Raw genomic sequence first — 17,494 nt, forward strand, 5'->3', positions numbered from 1 at the left:
AGCCTCTTTTTACGGTTGCTAGAAATTCCGTAGTCATCACAAACCGTTCCAAAAATGGGGCGCCATCGCCCAACCTCAAGCTTCACCCTCAGCTACTAGTCGCCGCAGTCCGATCTCCGAGCCTGGTGCCCGGAAAGGCACGCCGCCCCCCGACTGCGGCCATTTTTCCACAAATTGATGCCAGGGCAATTGGCGGTTTGTTAGAGTCGTCTTGTGGAAGAACGCGAGGCGTCTTATTGCTACACGGGTCGCGACTAACGTGCTGCCTTCCCTAGCATGCCACCGTATAATCGCGTTCTTATTACGCAGCCTAGCTATACCATATTTATTACTCGCAACCGCTTATGCAACGCTGCTAGGAACAAGTTACGATGGACACCGCCCTTCACGATCGATTCATACATCTCGATCGACTACTTACCGAGAACTACCTGCTCCCAATTGAGGAACTGCGCGACACACTTTCACTGCCGTTTCTTGCTCCACTTTCACTCGCCATGCTGGCGCATTGGACACTTCGCGACGGCACGCTTGGTATTCTGCCCAGCCTTTGCCTCACCAAGCTACCGGAGCAGACAACGACGAATATCGCGACCGTTCCCATGTTATATCGATCCTTGCAGCTACCTGGCTCGCCACCATCGGTCGCCTTGTCGCAACGCCTGACAGACATTTCTTCGTATCTGCGTTCGCATGGATTCGTCGAGTTTACCTTTCCAGACATCACGATCCTCAGCAAACATCACGATTCTACGCACGTATCCGCTTTTGGCCCGCTAGCCGAGCGATGCCGCCGTTTCAACGATCGCAGCCTAAATAAGGCTAACGCCTCTCGTGACGTTCTACGCCGTGCAGATAAGCACGCCGACCGCGGGGTCAAGTACGACCGAAGAACAGACACAACTGCCAGTAATCTCTTAACGTACGTCTGTACTCGCTTTGATTTACGTGGCTGGCTTCTCGAAAGGCAATTCGGCGCATCGCAGACCCCCTCTCACTATCGACGACGCAACACTTATCTACCCTGGACTGTCCTGCCTGGCCAGCATCACTGTCCAACCGACTTCGTTGCCCTCGCCGATGATCATATCACGGCAGAAAACACGAATCCATTTTTGACAATCCATAACGGTCAGCACGTCCTTCTGTACCCGTTCGTCGGCGATTTGACGGGTGACCTCGCACGCTTTCTGCTACTCATCACTGGATCGACTTACCTCCGTCCAGAACTGGTGCGTACGTTGCTCCGCCATTCCGCACACTACTTTTCTGCCTACAAACAGCGCGGACTACTGGAAGCGATAAGCGATCTCGACTCGCTTGCTCATACAGTCTCGCGCCGCGAGTCTTTAGGAGCGCTTCTCAACGCCCCAATGACTCTAACTACGCGTGTGCGTTCCATCGCAAACGTCATTCTTAATGTTATAGTGCACACATCGAATGCATATACGGGCACTTGTCGGATTTTCAATCCTATGACTCGCAGCCTCGACCTGGTAGCATCCGTGACGCTTCATGGTGCTGACCAACCGGCACAGTCCATACACTTATCTAGTGCAAAGAGTTGGAACGTCACGGCCTTCAAAGGACCAGATCGTTTCGTATATATCCCAAACGTCGATAAATACCGACGAGAGTTATCCAAGGACACCCATTCTTCGCTTGGCGACGTCGACTATCGCATCTATCGGCGCGACACACAGTCTCAGATGTGCTTTCCGCTCTTTTACAAGGGGACACGTATAGGTGTGCTCAACTTGGAGTCACCCATTCCCAATGCATTCCGCCAGCAAGGAAAGGACCTTCTCCGGTTCGTTCGTACACTTCAGAATTATGTCGCAGCGCAACAAGACTCCGCCGACCGCGCGTGGCTGGCGACGCGCACGGAAGAGTATCAGGGTTGGCATGAAATTCGAGGGATCATTCACTCACCCACGTTCCCTCAAGCATTTCGGGATCTGCTCGACCCATTGCTTACGCAAACGATGGCTCATTCGGTGTCAACGACGCTTGTACCGTTGTCGCACCTTCGTCGGTTTCTCGACAACTACATTCGCGAATACCGCGCTACTCTCATGCAGACAGGCTTGGGCGGCATAGCGGCCACCGTCGCAGACTCCTTCGCGCAGAATATCTCGCTCAACGGCCACCGCGATAAGCTGCGTATCGAAAGCTATAAACTGGACTGGATATGCGTTATCTGCAAACATCTTCTAGACAATTGCCGCAAACATAGCAATCCACTACGGGACTACTTCCGTGTCGAACTGCGGAAGGGGGGCCCGGATGCTGCTGGCCGTGCCCGCAGCATCTTTGGGAACGGTCCGCGAGTTGAAATAATCGTCTGGCAGCATTCACTGCTCGACGACGCCATATTGCAATCGCTCTTTTACCGACCGATTACTGACGACGAAGGGCGGACTAGCTTTGGACTGTTTATCGTTGGAATGCTCGCGCGAGAGATGGGCGGTAGCGCGTTCGCAGGAAATATCCCAGATCAGAGTGCATCGCGTATTGTTGTGACAATTCCTTGCGATCTTGCAAGCGATGACGAATCCGTATCTCGCGGCACCATTGAGCGAAGGCGGGACCTAGGCATGATTCCAAAAATCGACGAGTAAGTCATGGGCACAGTCGAAGTTGTGATGCTCGAAACGTCGGGACTCGCGGTTGATGGCCTAAAGGCCTTCTATCAATCCGTTTTTAAAGGTCTCGGCTATGAACGCGTGGCGATTCATGTTCTGTCGGCGATGCCCAAGGCACAAAAAGACGTCTTTGAGGAGCGCGTAGTCGACGTGTTCATAAGCGACTTGACCTTAGGGAAACAGGATATCGCAGATGGTCTAACGTTATTGCATGCCGTAAAAGAGGCGTATCCCGACGTGCTGCTAATCGCTAACTCAAAAACCAACGTAGCTAGCCGAAAAGTCGCGGCACAGGCACCATGCTTTGACCTGTTTGTCGATAAGACGCGAATGACGGATGAGCAATACACAGCCCACGTCGGTCGGGAAGTGGCCCGCTGCTTCCGACGTAATCCTTGTGCGGAGATTGCCTTCGACGCGAGCACTCTCGGGGACGAGTTTAAGCACAAAAAGCATCGGATCGCCTTAACAAGCATAATTCGTGCCATCACGTTTTGCTCTCATACAGGCGATAAGAGTACATCGATCCATCGAGTTGTACTAAAGCCTCTCGCTGGAGGAAAGAGTCAGAGCCAAGTGTACGACATGCAGTCCTACACTAGAGACGAGCTTGCATGCGTCCGAACGGTTTTAAAGGTTGGGCAGCCGGAGGAAATCGCGCGAGAAATTGATAATTACGCGAGTTTTGTGAAATGGTACTTTCCGTACACGTGGCGTCCCGAATTAATTGGATGCTCATTCACAAAACGGTGGGGTGCAGTGTGTTATTCGCTCGCGCATGGCGGGGATCAGGCGTCGCGGCCTCTGGGAGACGTAGTTGCCGCAGGCCACTTTGACACGCTCAATAGTGCGGTGAGACTTATCTTTTCCTCAGATTCTAAGCAGTGGTATCACCAGCGGAATGTAGAACTAAGTAATGACAATCTTGTAAAGTATTACACGACTCGCTGGACTGATAAAAGTAAAGAGGATCTCGAGGAACGCTTCAGAAAACAAGTCCCGGAGGCCAGCTTCGTGGCTGGCGAACGTTTTCATCTATTCGGCACATCATGTCCCGCGCCAAGCAGCTATCTTTTTGGCGTGCCGCGGCTTGGGTTTCACACATGTATTCGACATGGCGACCTGAATCTACGGAATGTGATTGTGTGCACACAGATCGAGATGGAGGATGCTGACGAGGGAAAGTACGCTGGCAACGGCGACATGGATGCTCGCGGTCGAGAAGGATTGGCTGAGGTATTCTTCATTGATTTTGAGCAGACGGGGCGCGGTCATGTGTATGAGGACTTCGTAATGTTTGAGACTAGCGTGCGGCTATGGTATCAAGGGAAAGACGATTTCGAAGCGCTCGTCGCCGGGGAGATTGCGCTAGCTCGCGGACAAGAGTCGACCCTGCCTTATGCTAGTACAGTCCAAAATATTAGGACTCTCGCGCGCGAAAATTTCGGGACAGTCGAAACATCTGCACGATACGCATATGCGGCGGCAATGTGCGCTTACGGCATGCTGAGATTCAAAACGCTTGAGCCGTGGCAGGAGCGACAAGTCGCCGCATGTCTTGTTGGAAATCTCTGTTGGCTTGAGGAAGAAGAAGGTGAAAAGGCGAGACACGGCGTCTGAAGCCGATAGGCCGAAGTTGCGCATCGGTCGGTGCGTTGGATGCGGTGCAGTCGAACTACAGCTGAGGTACGGCGTTGAGCCGCTCGGCATTTTCAATGTAGACCCCGGAGCAGCATTGAATGCGTCAGGAAAACGAATCCGCCGTCTACACGGGCTCGCTTGCAAGAGTGCTAGCATTGCAGGATCTCTTGCGTATCCGAGCGCAGCTCGCAGCTAAGAGGGGTAACCAATTAGATGTCGGGGCATTTGTCTGCGCGCTTCCTGCGACGGTCGCTGCATCACTTTCGGCGGTTCTTGCGCGGTTTCAGATCGAGCTCGCGACGGAACATATTCTTGCGGTCTCGACAGTTATTACATTGGGCCTAAAGATTGCGGCAACGCTCTATAAGAATAGCGCGCGGCACTTTAACTGGGTGTCGCGGCGGGCGTTGGCGATTGCGATGCCGTGTCGCGCCTTTGACGCTGAGCCGCGACAGGTGGATTGGGAGGCGGTGTATTCTAAGGTCGATCGTGCGATTGCCATTAGGGAACTCGATGCGCATATCGCTGACCCAAAACAAGCCGCGCGATTCGCAACGTGGTGGCAACTGGCAGGTCGCGATGCAGGACTGCCGCGACTTGCAGGATTGCTGATCGAAAACGTTGGATGGACAAAGGACATTCTGCGGAGTGCGAAGCGCCGCCGCCAACAGCGATTGACAGGCGCTGTTGTCATTTTCACTCTTGTACTATTTATGGGAATCATACTTGCGCCTGCATCGACGCGATCGCTTGTTGAGTCAGCAGTGCTTCCAATCATCCTCTTTCTTTTGGCAATCAATGGCCTGGGGCTCTCCAGAGATGTTCATAACGCCCAGCGCGAATGCGAAGCGATATACAACAGCCTTAGGGGAATTGAAACTCAGGAGAACACAGAGGCGTCGGTTCTCGCGTCAATGGGGCGATACTTTGCTGTTTCGAGTGCTATTCCGCCCGTGTCGTCGGCTGACTACAGTCGAATGCGCTCGGAGCTGTCACGCAGATACAGCGCGAGCAATCTTCAAAAGGACCTCTCGGGGGCGTAATTGCGAAGGGAATAGTTCTCCCGCAGAGGCGACATCGGGGTTTCGAGTTGCGACCGAGCGCGCCCAATGCGAAAGTGAACAGACTTGCGAGATTCAATATCGCGTCGAGATTCTAGCGAATGTGGCAACCCGGCACGGGGCCCCACACTAACACGATTTGTTTTCTGTCACGGTCATCTGTTCTAATAGTCGACTGCCCTGTTGGCAGCTTTACGCATGAACTTCGAGTCTTTTAAAAGGTGCCCATAGACCTTGAAGATCATCGTCGTGTCAGCATGTCCGGCGAGCGTCGCCATCACGACAGGGTCTACCTTGCCCTTCGTCAGCCCATTATGAATGTAGGAGTGTCGCATCGCGTAGGCAAAGGGTTTGAAACCAAGTTCTTCTTCCATCCGTGTGAACCGGCAATTGATCGAGTACGCCGTCCACGGTGTACCGCGTAGATTCCGAAATATCGGACCTTCTGAATTCCGCTTCGCCCATTTCTTCGCGATCGCGTACGCCGCGTCAACCATATGCACGACACGCGATTTCTTTTTGCCCTTCGATTCCTTCGGTGGGAAGATCGCGATCTTATTTACATGATCGATGTGTCTGGCTTCGAGCAGACGTGCTTCTTGCGGACGAACGCCGGTCAGCCAGGCGAATCGCAGGAAATCCTTGAACTGCTCGTCAGTCACAAGATCGAGAATCTGCTGAAACTGTTTCGCTGTGATCACGACATCGCGGTGAGTCGCGGCCGGCTTTTCCAGCGAAGCAACGGGACTGGTTGGAATATACCCGGCCTTCACCGCGAAATTAAAACATCGCTTAATTGCGGTAGTGACGCCTCGCTTGTAATTGTCGCCCCACGTTTGTTGATCTAGCCATCGCTGCACATGGAATGGCTTGAGTTGGTCGGTCCGCATATTCGGCACGGCATTCTTGAACCGCTGGAGCTGGTACTTGTACCAGTCGTAACTAGCGGGTCGATTCGAGTGACACCAGTCCAGAAACGCATCGAGAATTGCCCAAGTAGAGTCCGAGCGGACCGGAGAGAACTTCTTGGACATGAGAGCATGGAATCCGTCGCGAATGACCTCGGGAACGTTCCAAGTGCCGCTTTTTTTTCGGGGTGGGGGAGTGTGCTCCGGATGGCTGCCCAGGCGTTGCCGGGCCCCATCAATCGTGCAGTACCAGGCTTGTTTCTCTTTCCAGTAGTAGGGACTTGAGCGTCGGCCCATAAAGCACTCCTCGTCAATAACGCACCTTTATCGCACCGGAGTACGTTATTATCTGGGGAAAAGTAGCGTTGTAAAGGAACTTTTAATCCGTAGGTCTTGGGTTCAAGTCCCAACAGCCTCATTTCTCAAAATCGTTCGCTAGATAGAGTTTGCGTTTAAAGGCTGGTCCTCGCTCGCGGGCCATCCTAACGGGCCTGCTGGCCGATGGCTCGCCGTTCAGCTTTCAGCGGAACAACCTTCCCGTCAGCCGTCAGGATAATCAGGATCTCTTCACGATCGGGGCGTTGCAATTAACCGTCGTCCCCGAGCCCACCTCAGCCGCATTGGCAGCGTTCGGCGTCGCGATTCTATGCGCATCCTGGCGCGTCCGGCGGCCCGCTAAATCGTCGATGCGCCTTTAGCAGCATCTCTGCGGCACCTACTGCGACACGACAAGTAAGATGTGATAGCCACCATGGTTCAATGGCAGCGTGGGCAATGCCATTCCTTCGGGGGGAGCGTAAAAAATTCTTGCGATCGAGAGTGCGTGTCGTTAAAATCACGCTTGGCCGCATGTCTCGACACGCGGTTCAACGGGCCGCTAGGTTCCTGCCCCACCTAGCGGCTCTTTTTTTGCGCGCAGCGCCATTCAATCTATTCTTTTCTTTCGCAGGTGTTTGACCAGTCGCGAGTTGCTGCACGCGAAGCAGCCGACTCCGAACCGGTCGCCGACTTTTTGATGGGTCATGTCCCCGTCGGCCTGCTCAAGTACGTTAGCTCGGGCGATCGGCTTGCGCGCGGCGCGCAAGTTTCGGTCCGGCGTAGCGCGCTCGATTACCTAGCTCGTCTTCGATGCGCAGCAATTGGTTGTACTTGGCCAGTCGTTCACCGCGGCAAGGCGCGCCGGCTTTGATCTGGCCGGCGCCGGTGGCCACGGTCAGATCGGCCATGAACACGTCGGGCGTCTCGCCCGAGCGATGGCTGACCACCACGCCGAATCCGCCGGCTTGGGCTTCGTTGATCGCGGCCAGCGTTTCGGTCACGGTGCCAATCTGGTTCAGCTTTATCAGCACGGCGTTGCCGGCTTGCTCGGCCACGGCACGGCGAATCATGGCCGCATTAGTGACAAAAACGTCGTCCCCCACCAATTGCGCCCGGTGGCCCAACTCGTGGGTGATCGTTTTCCATCCTTCCCAATCCTGCTCGGCCAAGGGATCTTCGATCGACCACAGCGGATAGTCATCGAGCCAGGTGGTGTAGAGAAGGATCATTTCGTCGGCGGTTTTGCTCGCGCCGCCCGACTTGCGGAAGACGTAATTGCCGTCTTTGTACAGTTCGCTGGCTGCGACATCGAGCGCCAGGGCCACGTCCTGCCCCGCGCGCAAGCCGGCGTGCTCGATCGCGGCGACAAGCAATTCCAGCGCCTGCTCGTGCGTGCGCAAGTTTGGCGCGAAGCCTCCCTCATCGCCGACGCCGGTGGACAGCCCCTGGGCTTTGAGCAAGCCCTTCAAGGCGTGGTAGATCTCGACGCCCATCCGCATCGCTTCATGAAAGCTGGGCGCGGCCAGCGGTGCAATCATGAATTCCTGCAAGTCGATGCTGTTGTCGGCATGCGCACCGCCATTCAGAACATTGAACATGGGCACCGGCATGACATGCGCGTTGTAGCCCCCCAGATACCGGTACAACGGCACGCCGGAGCTGGCCGATGACGCCTGCGCCACGGCCATCGACACGCCGAGGATGGCGTTGGCGCCCAAGCGGCTTTTGTTCTTGGTGCCATCGAGCTCGCACAGGCGACGGTCGACGTCCTCCTGCGTGATGGCGTCGAACATGTGGAAGGCGGGACTGATGGTCTCGTTGATGTTGCGAATGGCCTGCATCACGCCCCGCCCGCCGTAACGTTCGGCATCGCCGTCGCGCAACTCGACGGCTTCGCGCGTACCGGTCGACGCGCCCGAGGGGACGGCAGCCCGGCCACGCGCGCCATCATCGAGCGATACGTCAACCTCGATCGTGGGATTGCCACGCGAGTCGAGAATCTCGCGTGCCCGGATCGACATTACCCAAGCCATGCCGCACGCTCCTTGTGGAAAACGACTGGAAAGTGCTGACTCCTCCTTCGAGTAATATCGAATGCCACCGAGTCAGACATTGTTGTTTACCCTCGCTGGTCTGGTGTCAATGGCAGAGCGAACAGGCGGCCCCGAATTGGCTTCACAGGGCGAGCGGCGGAACGGGCTCAGCAATGCGCCGCGGCGCCCCGAAACCTGTCAACGCCCGCCTGCCCATCGATCGCCCTGCGGCGCCGTTGGAGAGAGGAAAGCTCATGATCGAGGATTTCATTGCGGCTCCGTTGGCCAGCCGGTAAACTGCATTCGCGCGGCTCGCAAAGATACGTCAAAAACCTCCTCCTGAAAGTGTCGGTCATGCCGACACCGGACCAGCTATTGGTCGCGAGCTATGATTTCAACAGGAGGCAGTCTCGCGCAGCGCCCAAGGCAGTGTGAGGACTGGATGGCTGAGCTCATAATCATTGGCGCTGGCAGCCAAGCCAAGGCGATCATCTCAGCGGCCCGCCAGGCTGGGATGACGGTGCGCGCCATCTATGACGACGACTGCGCGCGGTGCGGACAAACCGTGTTGGGCGTGCCGATTACGGGTCCGCTGACGCAAGCGGTCGGTGCCCTGGTTCCCGCCGTCATGTGCATCGACGACGCGCAGCAGCGCAAAGCAATCGCCGAGCAATTGGATATCTCCTGGGGAACAGTGATTCACCCCAACGCCTTCCTCCACCCCTCCGCCACCGTTGGCCCGGGTACGGTGATTCTGGAGGGAGTCGTCATTCAACCTAGCGTCACGATTGGCAAGCATGTATTGGTGGCGGCCAATGCAACCGTCGCACATGACTGCGTGGTGGAAAACTTTGCCCACATAGGGCCAGGTGTCGACCTGGCCGGTGCCGTGCGAATCGGCGAGGGTGCAATCATCTCCGTCGGCGCGGTAGTGATCCCAAACATGCGTGTGGGAGCCTGGACGACGGTTGGGCCGCGCGCCGCGGTGATTTGCGACCTGCCAGACCATATCCACGCGGCAGGGCTGCCGGCCAAGCCAGTCGATGAAGATGGCAGCCATCAGTGGGCAAACGATAGCGAGCCTTGATTGCCATGTCGACAAGAAGCATTCCGCGGCTGGCGATGCGGCCGCCTTCAATCCCCCGCTAGCTTCCGCTGAATTATCGTGTTACGAGAAACTCATGCGCGCCCCGGAACGAGAAAGCTTAGATGCATGGCTGCGTGATTGAGCATGATCTTTTCCCACTCGACCGGCGTCAGAGCGCCGAAGAAGCCGTGCGGATGTCGTTGCGGCTCGGTTTTCCAGCGGCGCACGGCGGTCCGCAGTGTCTCGATCCCGTCGCGGTCTGCCGCCACATCCGGAATCAGGCTGGCCGCGAACTTCGCCGGCAGCTTGAAGCCGGGCCGCATGGGTCCGCGGATGACTTTATCCTTGAATATGAATCGGGCGATCATGCGCATTGGCCACGCAGCCCGCACGCTGGCGCCATCCAAAGCAATGTTCATCGCGGCGGCTAAATGCGCGGCGATCTTTCCCAACGACCAGTTGCCCAACTGGCGATAACCGCCGCTGGCCAGCCGTTCGACCTCTGCCAGCACTTCGTCATGATCTTGGAACTGGATCTTGCGACGGCCGCTAACATGCGCCGTGTCGACTTGCGCGGGGGCGAGAGTTGTCGCCATCGTTTAACCTCCCAAGAAACTGAGAGAGAAGGGAAACGCACGAGGGACGCTCACGGAACGTACCGGAAAGTATAACGGGTCGTCGCGCCACGCCAATTCTGCGCTGTGACTTTGATGATCCCATCAGCCCAGGGACGATTCCTCACCGGTCGCCAGGGCTCGTGCTGCGTCAAATCCAAATGTTCGGGTGCCATGCTCACGCTGGCGTGAGCATGCTCCTTCTGCAAGTGCGTACTCTCAGGATGCTTCGGCATGGCCACGACGAGCGTGGCCATGGCACCCCAACCCAAAATTTAAGCGTTGAAAAAGCACTAGTTGGCCGGCGGGTCAGTGCCGCTTGGCCGTTATTTGGGTCCTGGGGCAACAAACCCCTTCAGCCAGGCAAAAATCTGCTCGTGCCAATAGAGGCTATTGGCCGGCTTGAGAACCCAATGTCCCTCGTCGGGGAAGTTGATCAGTTTCGACGGAACCCCCAACCGCTGCAAAGTCGTGAACAATTGGTAGCCCTCGCTGATCGGCACCCGAAAATCGAGGTCATTGTGAATCACGAGCATGGGCGTTTTGAATTTCTCGGCAAACCGGTGCGGCGAGAACTTCTCGTACGACTCTCGGTTCTTCCACGGCGCGCCACCGTGCTCGAATTCGTCGAACCATAGTTCGTCGGTCGAGGCGTACATGCTATCGAAGTTGAAGACGCCGCAGTGCGTGACCAGGGCCTTGAATTTGTCGGTATGGCCGGCGAACCAATTCACCATGTAGCCGCCGAATGAGGCACCCGCCGCGGCCAGACGGTCGCGGTCGATGTATGGTTGCTTCTCGAGGTAGGCCACGCCCGCCATCAGGTCTTCGTACACCTTGCCCCCCCAGTCGCCACTGATTTCGTTGGTGTACTGCTGGCCGAAGCCGGTGCTGCCACGCGGATTCGGGAGCGCAATCACGTAGCCCTGGGCTGCCCAAACTTCCGGATTCCAACGAAAGCTCCAGGCGTCTTCCCAAGCGCCTTGTGGGCCGCCGTGTACAAGGTAAATGAGCGGCCACTTCTTGGCCGGATCGAAGCCGGGTGGTTTGAGAATCCACATCTGCATGGGCGTTCCGCCGGCGCCCGGCACTTCCACGCTTTCCGCCTTGGGCAGGTCAAGCGTTCCTAAGAGCGCGGTATTGGCCTGGCTGACATTCTTTGCCTGGGCGCGTTGGTCAACAACCAGCACCTCGGGCGGCTGCCGCATCGAGGCTTCGGTGCAAGCCAACAGCCGTCCATCATCGCTGCGACTGAGCGCGGCGTGCGTATGACCCACCAGAAACGGCGTTACCCTCGCTTCGGCCACCGTGGCGCGAAAAATGGGCGTTGCCGCCCGCTGGTCGGCCAGAAAAAACAGGCTGGCACTATCGGCGGCCCACAGAATCTGGTCGACCGAGGCGTCAAAGCCTTCGGTAATGAGTCGCGGTGCGCCGGTCCCTGAAGCAACAGCGATCTCCCATTGATCGGCTTCAAAGCCTGGCACTTTTTGCGCGCGATAGGCCAGGCGTTTGCCATCGGGAGAATAACGGGGGTAGCTATCGGCTGCCAGATTGGCCGCCGTGAGGTTCTCGGGCGTGCCGCCGCCTACGGGCACGCGCCATATGTCGTAGTTTGTGCTCCACGCTTCGTCCTGTTCGGGCGGGGCCGTGTAAACCAGGTAGCGATTGTCGGGACTGAACGTGAAGTCATCCCCCACCGAAAACGTCGACGACGTGGGATACGCATCGCGATCGCCCGGTGTCACATCGCGCGGCTCTCCCCCTTCGGCGGGCATTACAAACAGGTGCTGCCGCTTGTCTTCTACCCACGAGTCCCAATGCCGAAAAAAGAGCCGCGTCATAACGCGGGCCTTCACCGGGTTCTTGGCCGCTTCCTCGTTGCGACGTTGATTGGCCGTGTTGCTTTCCGCATACGGCTTGTCCGAATATTCCGGATAGACGGCCGATACAAAGGCGATCGATTTACCATCGGGCGACCAGATACCGGTCGAGGCCTCGGTCGAAATCTTGGTCAACTGCCGCGCTTCGCCGCCAGACAGATCGATGACCCACAATTGGTTCTCGCCGGAACGGTTCGATTCGAAAAGTATGCGGCGTCCGTCGGGACTAAAGCGTGGATGGCGATCTTTCTTGATTGTCGTGGTGAGCTGCCGGGGAGTGCCGCCATCGCTCGGCGCGAGCCAGATGCTAGATGACGTGCTATTGGCCGGCAGGTCGACCGTGGTCACGACATAGGCCACGACTTTGCCATCGGGGCTCATTTGCGGATCGGCGACCCGTTTGAACTTAAACAAATCTTCGACCGTGATGGGCTGCGGTTTGGCCTGCACACAATCCGGTAGTCCGGCGCCCAGCAATGCTTCGACGATGAATACGATCAGCAATCCACGGAGACGCGTAGCCATAGCGGAATTCCTGCGAGGGATTATCGTTGGACTTACGTCGCGGCGGTGTCGACCAGCGACAAGACTTAAATAAGCTGGCCGAACGCGCCGCCAAGGCAGGTACGTTATACGCGCAGAAAAGGCGGCTGTCAGTCCCCGCAGCCGTGGCGAGCCTTAGGGCAATCCGTAGACCCTAACGAGCCGTCGCCGTCATTCAAGGTCGTGCCCCGGTGTGCGCCATCGAGACCGGGGCGGCCTGCAAGCGGCCACGTGCAGTGCAACGCTATGCCTGCACCGAAAAGCTCGCCGAAGACGACGAGCAGGGCAATCTATCCTGGCCGGCCGGTCAGAGGAAACCTGACGAGAGGCGCGTGGCGACCGCGAACCAGGCCATCGCACAGCATTCGGGAACGCCGCCTAACCAAGGCGGATGCCAGACTGGATGGCGCGAAAGCGATCCGCCTGCGCGCTACGCGATCTGAACCATGTGTGCCATTAGCAGCATGCGCCCGCACCGCCGGGCCTGCGCCCACTTCCGTCTCAAGGTAACGCCGGTTGTTACCCACGCAGAGGCGAGTCGGGAGAATTATTCGGCTTTCCGACGTTCCGGGCGTCTTTGGGATCGAGCTGGCTGGCGCGCAAGTTCTCGCGCTGGATTGCCTCGTACACCTCCTGGCGATGCACGGGAATCTCGGTCGGGGCGCTGATGCCCAGGCGGACTTTATCGCCGCGTATGTCGACGACGGTGATCACGATATTGTCGCCGATCATGATGCTCTCGTCGCGTTGTCTCGACAGGACTAGCACCTGGGGCTCCTTCCTTCGTTACGACATCAACGCGGCGGGTGCTGGTCCCGCGCGGGGCGTCGCTATCCGGCATGTTTCGACGTGGATGATTATGCGTCGCGCACCGCGAGCCTGCGTTTGCCCGAATCCAACGATTCGGCAACTCGTAGGCCCCGCAATGTGGGACGCCCGTTGTGTGTCTCTTGTTTCTCGTCAGGCCGTCTTCCGCAATGCCGTCGGCGCCAACTCATGTCGCAGCGACAAGTCGCCATTGGCGATCACTTGCCGAGCGAGCCGCTGTTCGAGGTTCATCACGATGGGGGCTTTCAGGTTCAGCGTAATGCCGCGCTCGTTCTTGCCCACGATGACCAGGACCTGAGCATCTTCAGGCTGCGCTAGTCTCAGTGAGGCCAGTTCCCGGCGATACACGCGTAGCTGATACTCCGGCACGAACCTTCGCGGACTGACCACTGCCAGTGCCACTTCGGGGCGTGTCGTACTTTGCAACCAGCCGAGCGCGTCGTTCTGTGCGTCGGCCAGCAGCACCCACGTGCTGCAATCTTCCAGCCCGAGCATCCCGTCCGAAAATCGGATGAGGTCTTCAGGTTGGACTTCCACGTTCGCGAATCGAGTCGTGCGGACTTGCATTGCGCACCCTCCCTGGATGTTGTGCAACCTGCCTTCTCTCACCGAGAGAAAGAGCACATGGCTTAGATCGGCTGCGGAGGTTTTGGTGGGCGAGGAAAAATGCCAGCACGGTGTCAGGTGATGGAAAGTGGGTAATCCCTGACGAGGTACAAAGCGCACGGGTGGCGCCGTCGTGCGCGCAGGCGGCATAATCGGCACGGTTGATCGCGTGGGGCCCGGGCGGCGATCGAAGCACGTCGTCGGTAGAATGGCATGATGCAGCCTGCGCACCACCTGCCCCCGCAATGCAGGTTCTACGCGCGTTTAAGCCGCACGTGTCCTGGCGGGCATTAACTCCGCGATCGAGCCGGCATCATTGACGTACAGGCCGCAAACGTTCGCCAGTCGGCGAATAGCGTCCTTATGGGCCCTGCCGAGCATTTCCGCGCCGCGACCGATCACGCCGACGTTGAATCGCGTGTCGCTCCGCGCTGCTTTGGCGATCGCGGCGGTGATCTGCGTTTCCGACACAGGTAGGCCGTAGAACCCGGAGATCCGCTGCAACTCACCCACCTGATCCGAGAAAAACTGCTCGTACGTGACCGCGCAGACCTCGATCTGACGCGCGGCCTCGCGCCACGAGAGGGCAAAATTGAAATACCACGGCAAGTGGACATGGATCAAATATTCCAGCCGTTCTTCCCACGGCATGCGCAAATAGCCTTCGGAGATAAATCCGCAAGGCAAGCTGCGATGATCGCGCTGGAAATGATCGTGCAGAGACGCCACCACGTCGAAGAGGTTCCGCGTCTGCACGATTGGCCGCATTCGGTACTGGCGCAGCAGTTCCAGATTATTGCGCGTCGCTTTGACATGTTGCTGGAGAACCGATCGCCGCTTCACCCGGCGCAGGCGCCCCGCCGCCAGGTCTTGTTCGTTCTGCGGACCAGGTTCCGAGACATAAGCCTTGGCAAGCCCCGTCGTCTCGCGCAAGACTTTGCTGAGGTAGGTTGATCCCGATTTCGGAAAACAGGCGATTAGAACGTGCTCGTGGCCTTTGGGCCGGAACGGAATCATCCAAGAAGTACGCACGGCGTCATCCTCGTCAGGGAACGGGGAAACAGCTCCCACGTGGGGGAGCGTTTCGGGGGGTTGAATGAAGCGGCCCTACAGCTGTTGCGGCATTTGGTCCCGCACCGCCACTGCGCTTGCGCCCCCCCGAAGGGTCGCGTTCGATGTGCGTCAGATTCGCGAGACTGCGTGTTGATTTTTCGGCCATTGCGGCCCGCATCCTTAGGCCACTTCGCGGCGGCACACGTTTGGCAGGTGAATTGGGACAGAACGATTGTGCGGTTCCGTTCCCCAAAGTGCTAAACCGGCAATGCTTCGGCCTTGCAGCAATACACATTATCGCGCACGCATACATCTTCGTAATGTGCGCTTCGTGCACGCTCGCACGGAGGATAGCGACCCTTTGCGTCGCCGTCTTATTCTTCCGGAAGCAATACATTTTCTGGCGGCGTCCCCGGTTCGATACGACCGCCAATCTCTCCCATTTTTCAATACGCTTTCTTCTTCGCGCCGCGGTGCCTAGAATGCCGACTTGGCGCACGACCAAGAGGGTGGTGCCATTCGGCATACACCCCCTGAAAACCCCCTGGCTACGCGAAGGAGCCTGCCGCGATGCTTTCTGCCCGCAGCCGTTTGTCCGCGATGATGTTCTTGCAGTATTTCGTGTGGGGAAGTTGGGCCGTGTCGGCCGGCGGCTACATGGGCAAGACGCTGCATTTCGACGGGCAAAGCATCGGCTTGATCTATTCCACCACCGCGATCGGGGCGATCTTTGCGCCTTTGTTCATCGGCTACGTCGCGGACCGTTTCTTTGCTACCGAGCGGATCCTGGCAACGCTGCACCTGATTGGCGGAGGTCTATTGCTGTGGGCCGCCGGACAGACCGATGTCCAGCCACTATTTATCACGATGGTGGCTTACGCGCTCTGCTACATGCCGACCTTGGCTCTGACGAATTCCATCTCGTTCGCCAATATTGGTGATCCAGAAAAGGAGTTTCCGAGAATTCGCGTTTTCGGAACGTTGGGCTGGATCGTCGCCGGATTGATCGTCGGCATCGCCCTGGGCGGAGTCGAAAATACCTTCTTCAAGATGGCCGGCGGCGCCTCGATTTTGTTAGGCCTGTTTTGTTTGACGCTGCCGCACACGCCGCCACGCGGGGCCAGCGGCGGAGACGCGCTGGGGCTGGGGGCCGTGGGGCTATTCAAGGAACCGTCGTTCACGGTCTTCGCAATTTGCTCATTTCTAATCTGCATACCTCTGGCGTTCTACTACAGCTTTGCCAACGACTTCCTGGTCGAAACCGATCGTCCCGCGCCCACGGCGCTACAGACGCTTGGCCAGATTTCGGAAGTCTTTTTCATGACGGCCATGCCCTTCTTCATTCTCCGTTTGGGCGTGAAGAACATGCTGTTGGTAGGGATGCTGGCCTGGATCGTGCGTTACCTGTGTTTCTCAACGCTCGATTTTTCGCTGGTGCTGGTGGGCCTGGTCTTGCACGGAGTGTGCTATGACTTCTTTTTCGTGGCCAGCCAGATCTATGTCGACAAGAAGGCCCCGCGCCATCTACGCGCGAGCGCTCAGAGCCTGATCGCCTTCATCACGCTGGGGCTGGGCATGTTCGTGGGCTCGAACGTAAGCGGCTGGATTGTCAAGAAATACCCGGCCATATCAGTGAGCGTGACAACGTCAACCGGTCAGGAATTGCCCGCCGCTCCCCTGCCCCATTGGGCCGACACCCAATCCGGTGATACCGCGTGGCGCTATTTAGACCTGTCAACGACGGTGCGCGGACTCCTTTTCAACGAAAAACCGGCAGTGTCAACTCACGGTCCCGATTTCGCCGCCACGAACGACGCCAACGGCGACGGCGTTTTGCAGCTGGTTGAAATTCCCGACAGCTGGGTCGAACGCCCGGACGTTAACGACAGCTCGCGCGACCTGACCTACTCGGGCACGGCATTGCGCGAGGCCTTTGCCAAGATCGACCGCGAATCCGCCGGCGTCGTCACGCGTGCTCAATGGCGTGCGGCGCAGGCACACGATTGGCGCATAATCTGGATCTGGCCGTCATTGATGGCTGGGATCACCAGCTTGCTGTTTTGGGTCGGCTTCCACGATCGCGTGCCCGTCACGGACGATGCCAGATGATTGTCGCGTGAGTCGCTTCCTGCGCATTCATGCCTCGACAATCGTGCGCGGTTGATTGTCGTTATCGCGAATCCGTACGACCGAAAGAATCGCGCCAATCGCATGCCGCTCCCCCGGCAGACGGGGCAAGCTTGCCATTGCGAACCGCCGTTCACCGTCTGCTCCTAG

The 17,494-nt window shown here is 57.7% G+C and carries 13 protein-coding genes; 5 read left to right on the forward strand and 8 right to left on the reverse strand.

Annotation, left to right across the window (positions count from 1 at the left end; all coding sequences use genetic code 11):
• Positions 1 to 371: 371 nt before the first annotated feature.
• The 3 genes from VGG64_23925 to VGG64_23935 all read left to right on the forward strand — a co-directional run bounded on the left by VGG64_23925 (position 372) and on the right by VGG64_23935 (position 5,329).
• Positions 372 to 2,621, forward strand: coding sequence for a hypothetical protein (locus VGG64_23925; protein HEY1602674.1), 2,250 nt, complete (start codon positions 372 to 374; stop codon positions 2,619 to 2,621).
• Positions 2,622 to 2,624: 3 nt separating this feature from the next.
• Complete coding sequence (locus VGG64_23930; protein ID HEY1602675.1) at positions 2,625 to 4,265, forward strand: hypothetical protein; 1,641 nt, start codon at positions 2,625 to 2,627, stop codon at positions 4,263 to 4,265.
• Between the two features lie 119 nt (positions 4,266 to 4,384).
• The gene (locus tag VGG64_23935; protein HEY1602676.1) at positions 4,385 to 5,329 is read left to right on the forward strand and encodes a hypothetical protein; all 945 of its coding nucleotides are present in this window, start codon (positions 4,385 to 4,387) and stop codon (positions 5,327 to 5,329) included.
• Between the two features lie 182 nt (positions 5,330 to 5,511).
• On the opposite strand, the gene VGG64_23940 is transcribed toward VGG64_23935, so the two are convergent.
• Both VGG64_23940 and eno read right to left on the reverse strand, forming a co-directional pair.
• Complete coding sequence (locus VGG64_23940; protein ID HEY1602677.1) at positions 5,512 to 6,552, reverse strand: tyrosine-type recombinase/integrase; 1,041 nt, start codon at positions 6,550 to 6,552, stop codon at positions 5,512 to 5,514.
• A gap of 752 nt (positions 6,553 to 7,304) precedes the next feature.
• On the reverse strand, positions 7,305 to 8,606 hold the full coding sequence (gene eno, locus VGG64_23945; GenBank protein ID HEY1602678.1) for a phosphopyruvate hydratase: 1,302 nt from the start codon (positions 8,604 to 8,606) through the stop codon (positions 7,305 to 7,307).
• A gap of 442 nt (positions 8,607 to 9,048) precedes the next feature.
• On the opposite strand from eno, the gene VGG64_23950 reads away from it, so the two are divergent.
• Positions 9,049 to 9,693: a NeuD/PglB/VioB family sugar acetyltransferase gene (locus VGG64_23950; GenBank protein HEY1602679.1), complete on the forward strand. Its 645-nt coding sequence runs from the start codon at positions 9,049 to 9,051 to the stop codon at positions 9,691 to 9,693.
• Positions 9,694 to 9,785: 92 nt separating this feature from the next.
• On the opposite strand, the gene VGG64_23955 is transcribed toward VGG64_23950, so the two are convergent.
• The 6 genes from VGG64_23955 to VGG64_23980 all read right to left on the reverse strand — a co-directional run bounded on the left by VGG64_23955 (position 9,786) and on the right by VGG64_23980 (position 15,196).
• Positions 9,786 to 10,289 carry a DUF1569 domain-containing protein gene (locus VGG64_23955; protein ID HEY1602680.1) on the reverse strand — a complete coding sequence of 168 codons (504 nt, stop codon included), beginning with the start codon at positions 10,287 to 10,289 and terminating at the stop codon, positions 9,786 to 9,788.
• A gap of 50 nt (positions 10,290 to 10,339) precedes the next feature.
• Positions 10,340 to 10,564: a hypothetical protein gene (locus VGG64_23960; protein ID HEY1602681.1), complete on the reverse strand. Its 225-nt coding sequence runs from the start codon at positions 10,562 to 10,564 to the stop codon at positions 10,340 to 10,342.
• 69 nt (positions 10,565 to 10,633) lie between these two features.
• A complete protein-coding gene (locus tag VGG64_23965) occupies positions 10,634 to 12,712 on the reverse strand; it encodes a S9 family peptidase (protein HEY1602682.1) in 2,079 nt (692 codons plus the stop codon).
• A gap of 537 nt (positions 12,713 to 13,249) precedes the next feature.
• Positions 13,250 to 13,498 (reverse strand): carbon storage regulator CsrA, encoded by a 249-nt coding sequence (gene csrA, locus VGG64_23970; protein HEY1602683.1) that lies wholly within the window; start codon positions 13,496 to 13,498, stop codon positions 13,250 to 13,252.
• Positions 13,499 to 13,690: 192 nt separating this feature from the next.
• Entirely contained in the window at positions 13,691 to 14,125 is a 435-nt protein-coding gene (gene fliW / locus VGG64_23975; GenBank protein HEY1602684.1) for a flagellar assembly protein FliW, read from the reverse strand.
• A 303-nt stretch (positions 14,126 to 14,428) separates the two neighbouring features.
• Positions 14,429 to 15,196 (reverse strand): sulfotransferase domain-containing protein, encoded by a 768-nt coding sequence (locus VGG64_23980; GenBank protein HEY1602685.1) that lies wholly within the window; start codon positions 15,194 to 15,196, stop codon positions 14,429 to 14,431.
• A gap of 591 nt (positions 15,197 to 15,787) precedes the next feature.
• Between VGG64_23980 and VGG64_23985 the strand changes: the two genes are divergently transcribed.
• Positions 15,788 to 17,326, forward strand: a complete 1,539-nt coding sequence (locus VGG64_23985; GenBank protein HEY1602686.1) for a nucleoside permease — start codon at positions 15,788 to 15,790, stop codon at positions 17,324 to 17,326.
• The last annotated feature ends 168 nt before the right edge of the window (positions 17,327 to 17,494 follow it).

The sequence above is a fragment of the Pirellulales bacterium genome (genome assembly GCA_036490175.1).
GTDB lineage: Bacteria > Planctomycetota > Planctomycetia > Pirellulales > JACPPG01 > JACPPG01.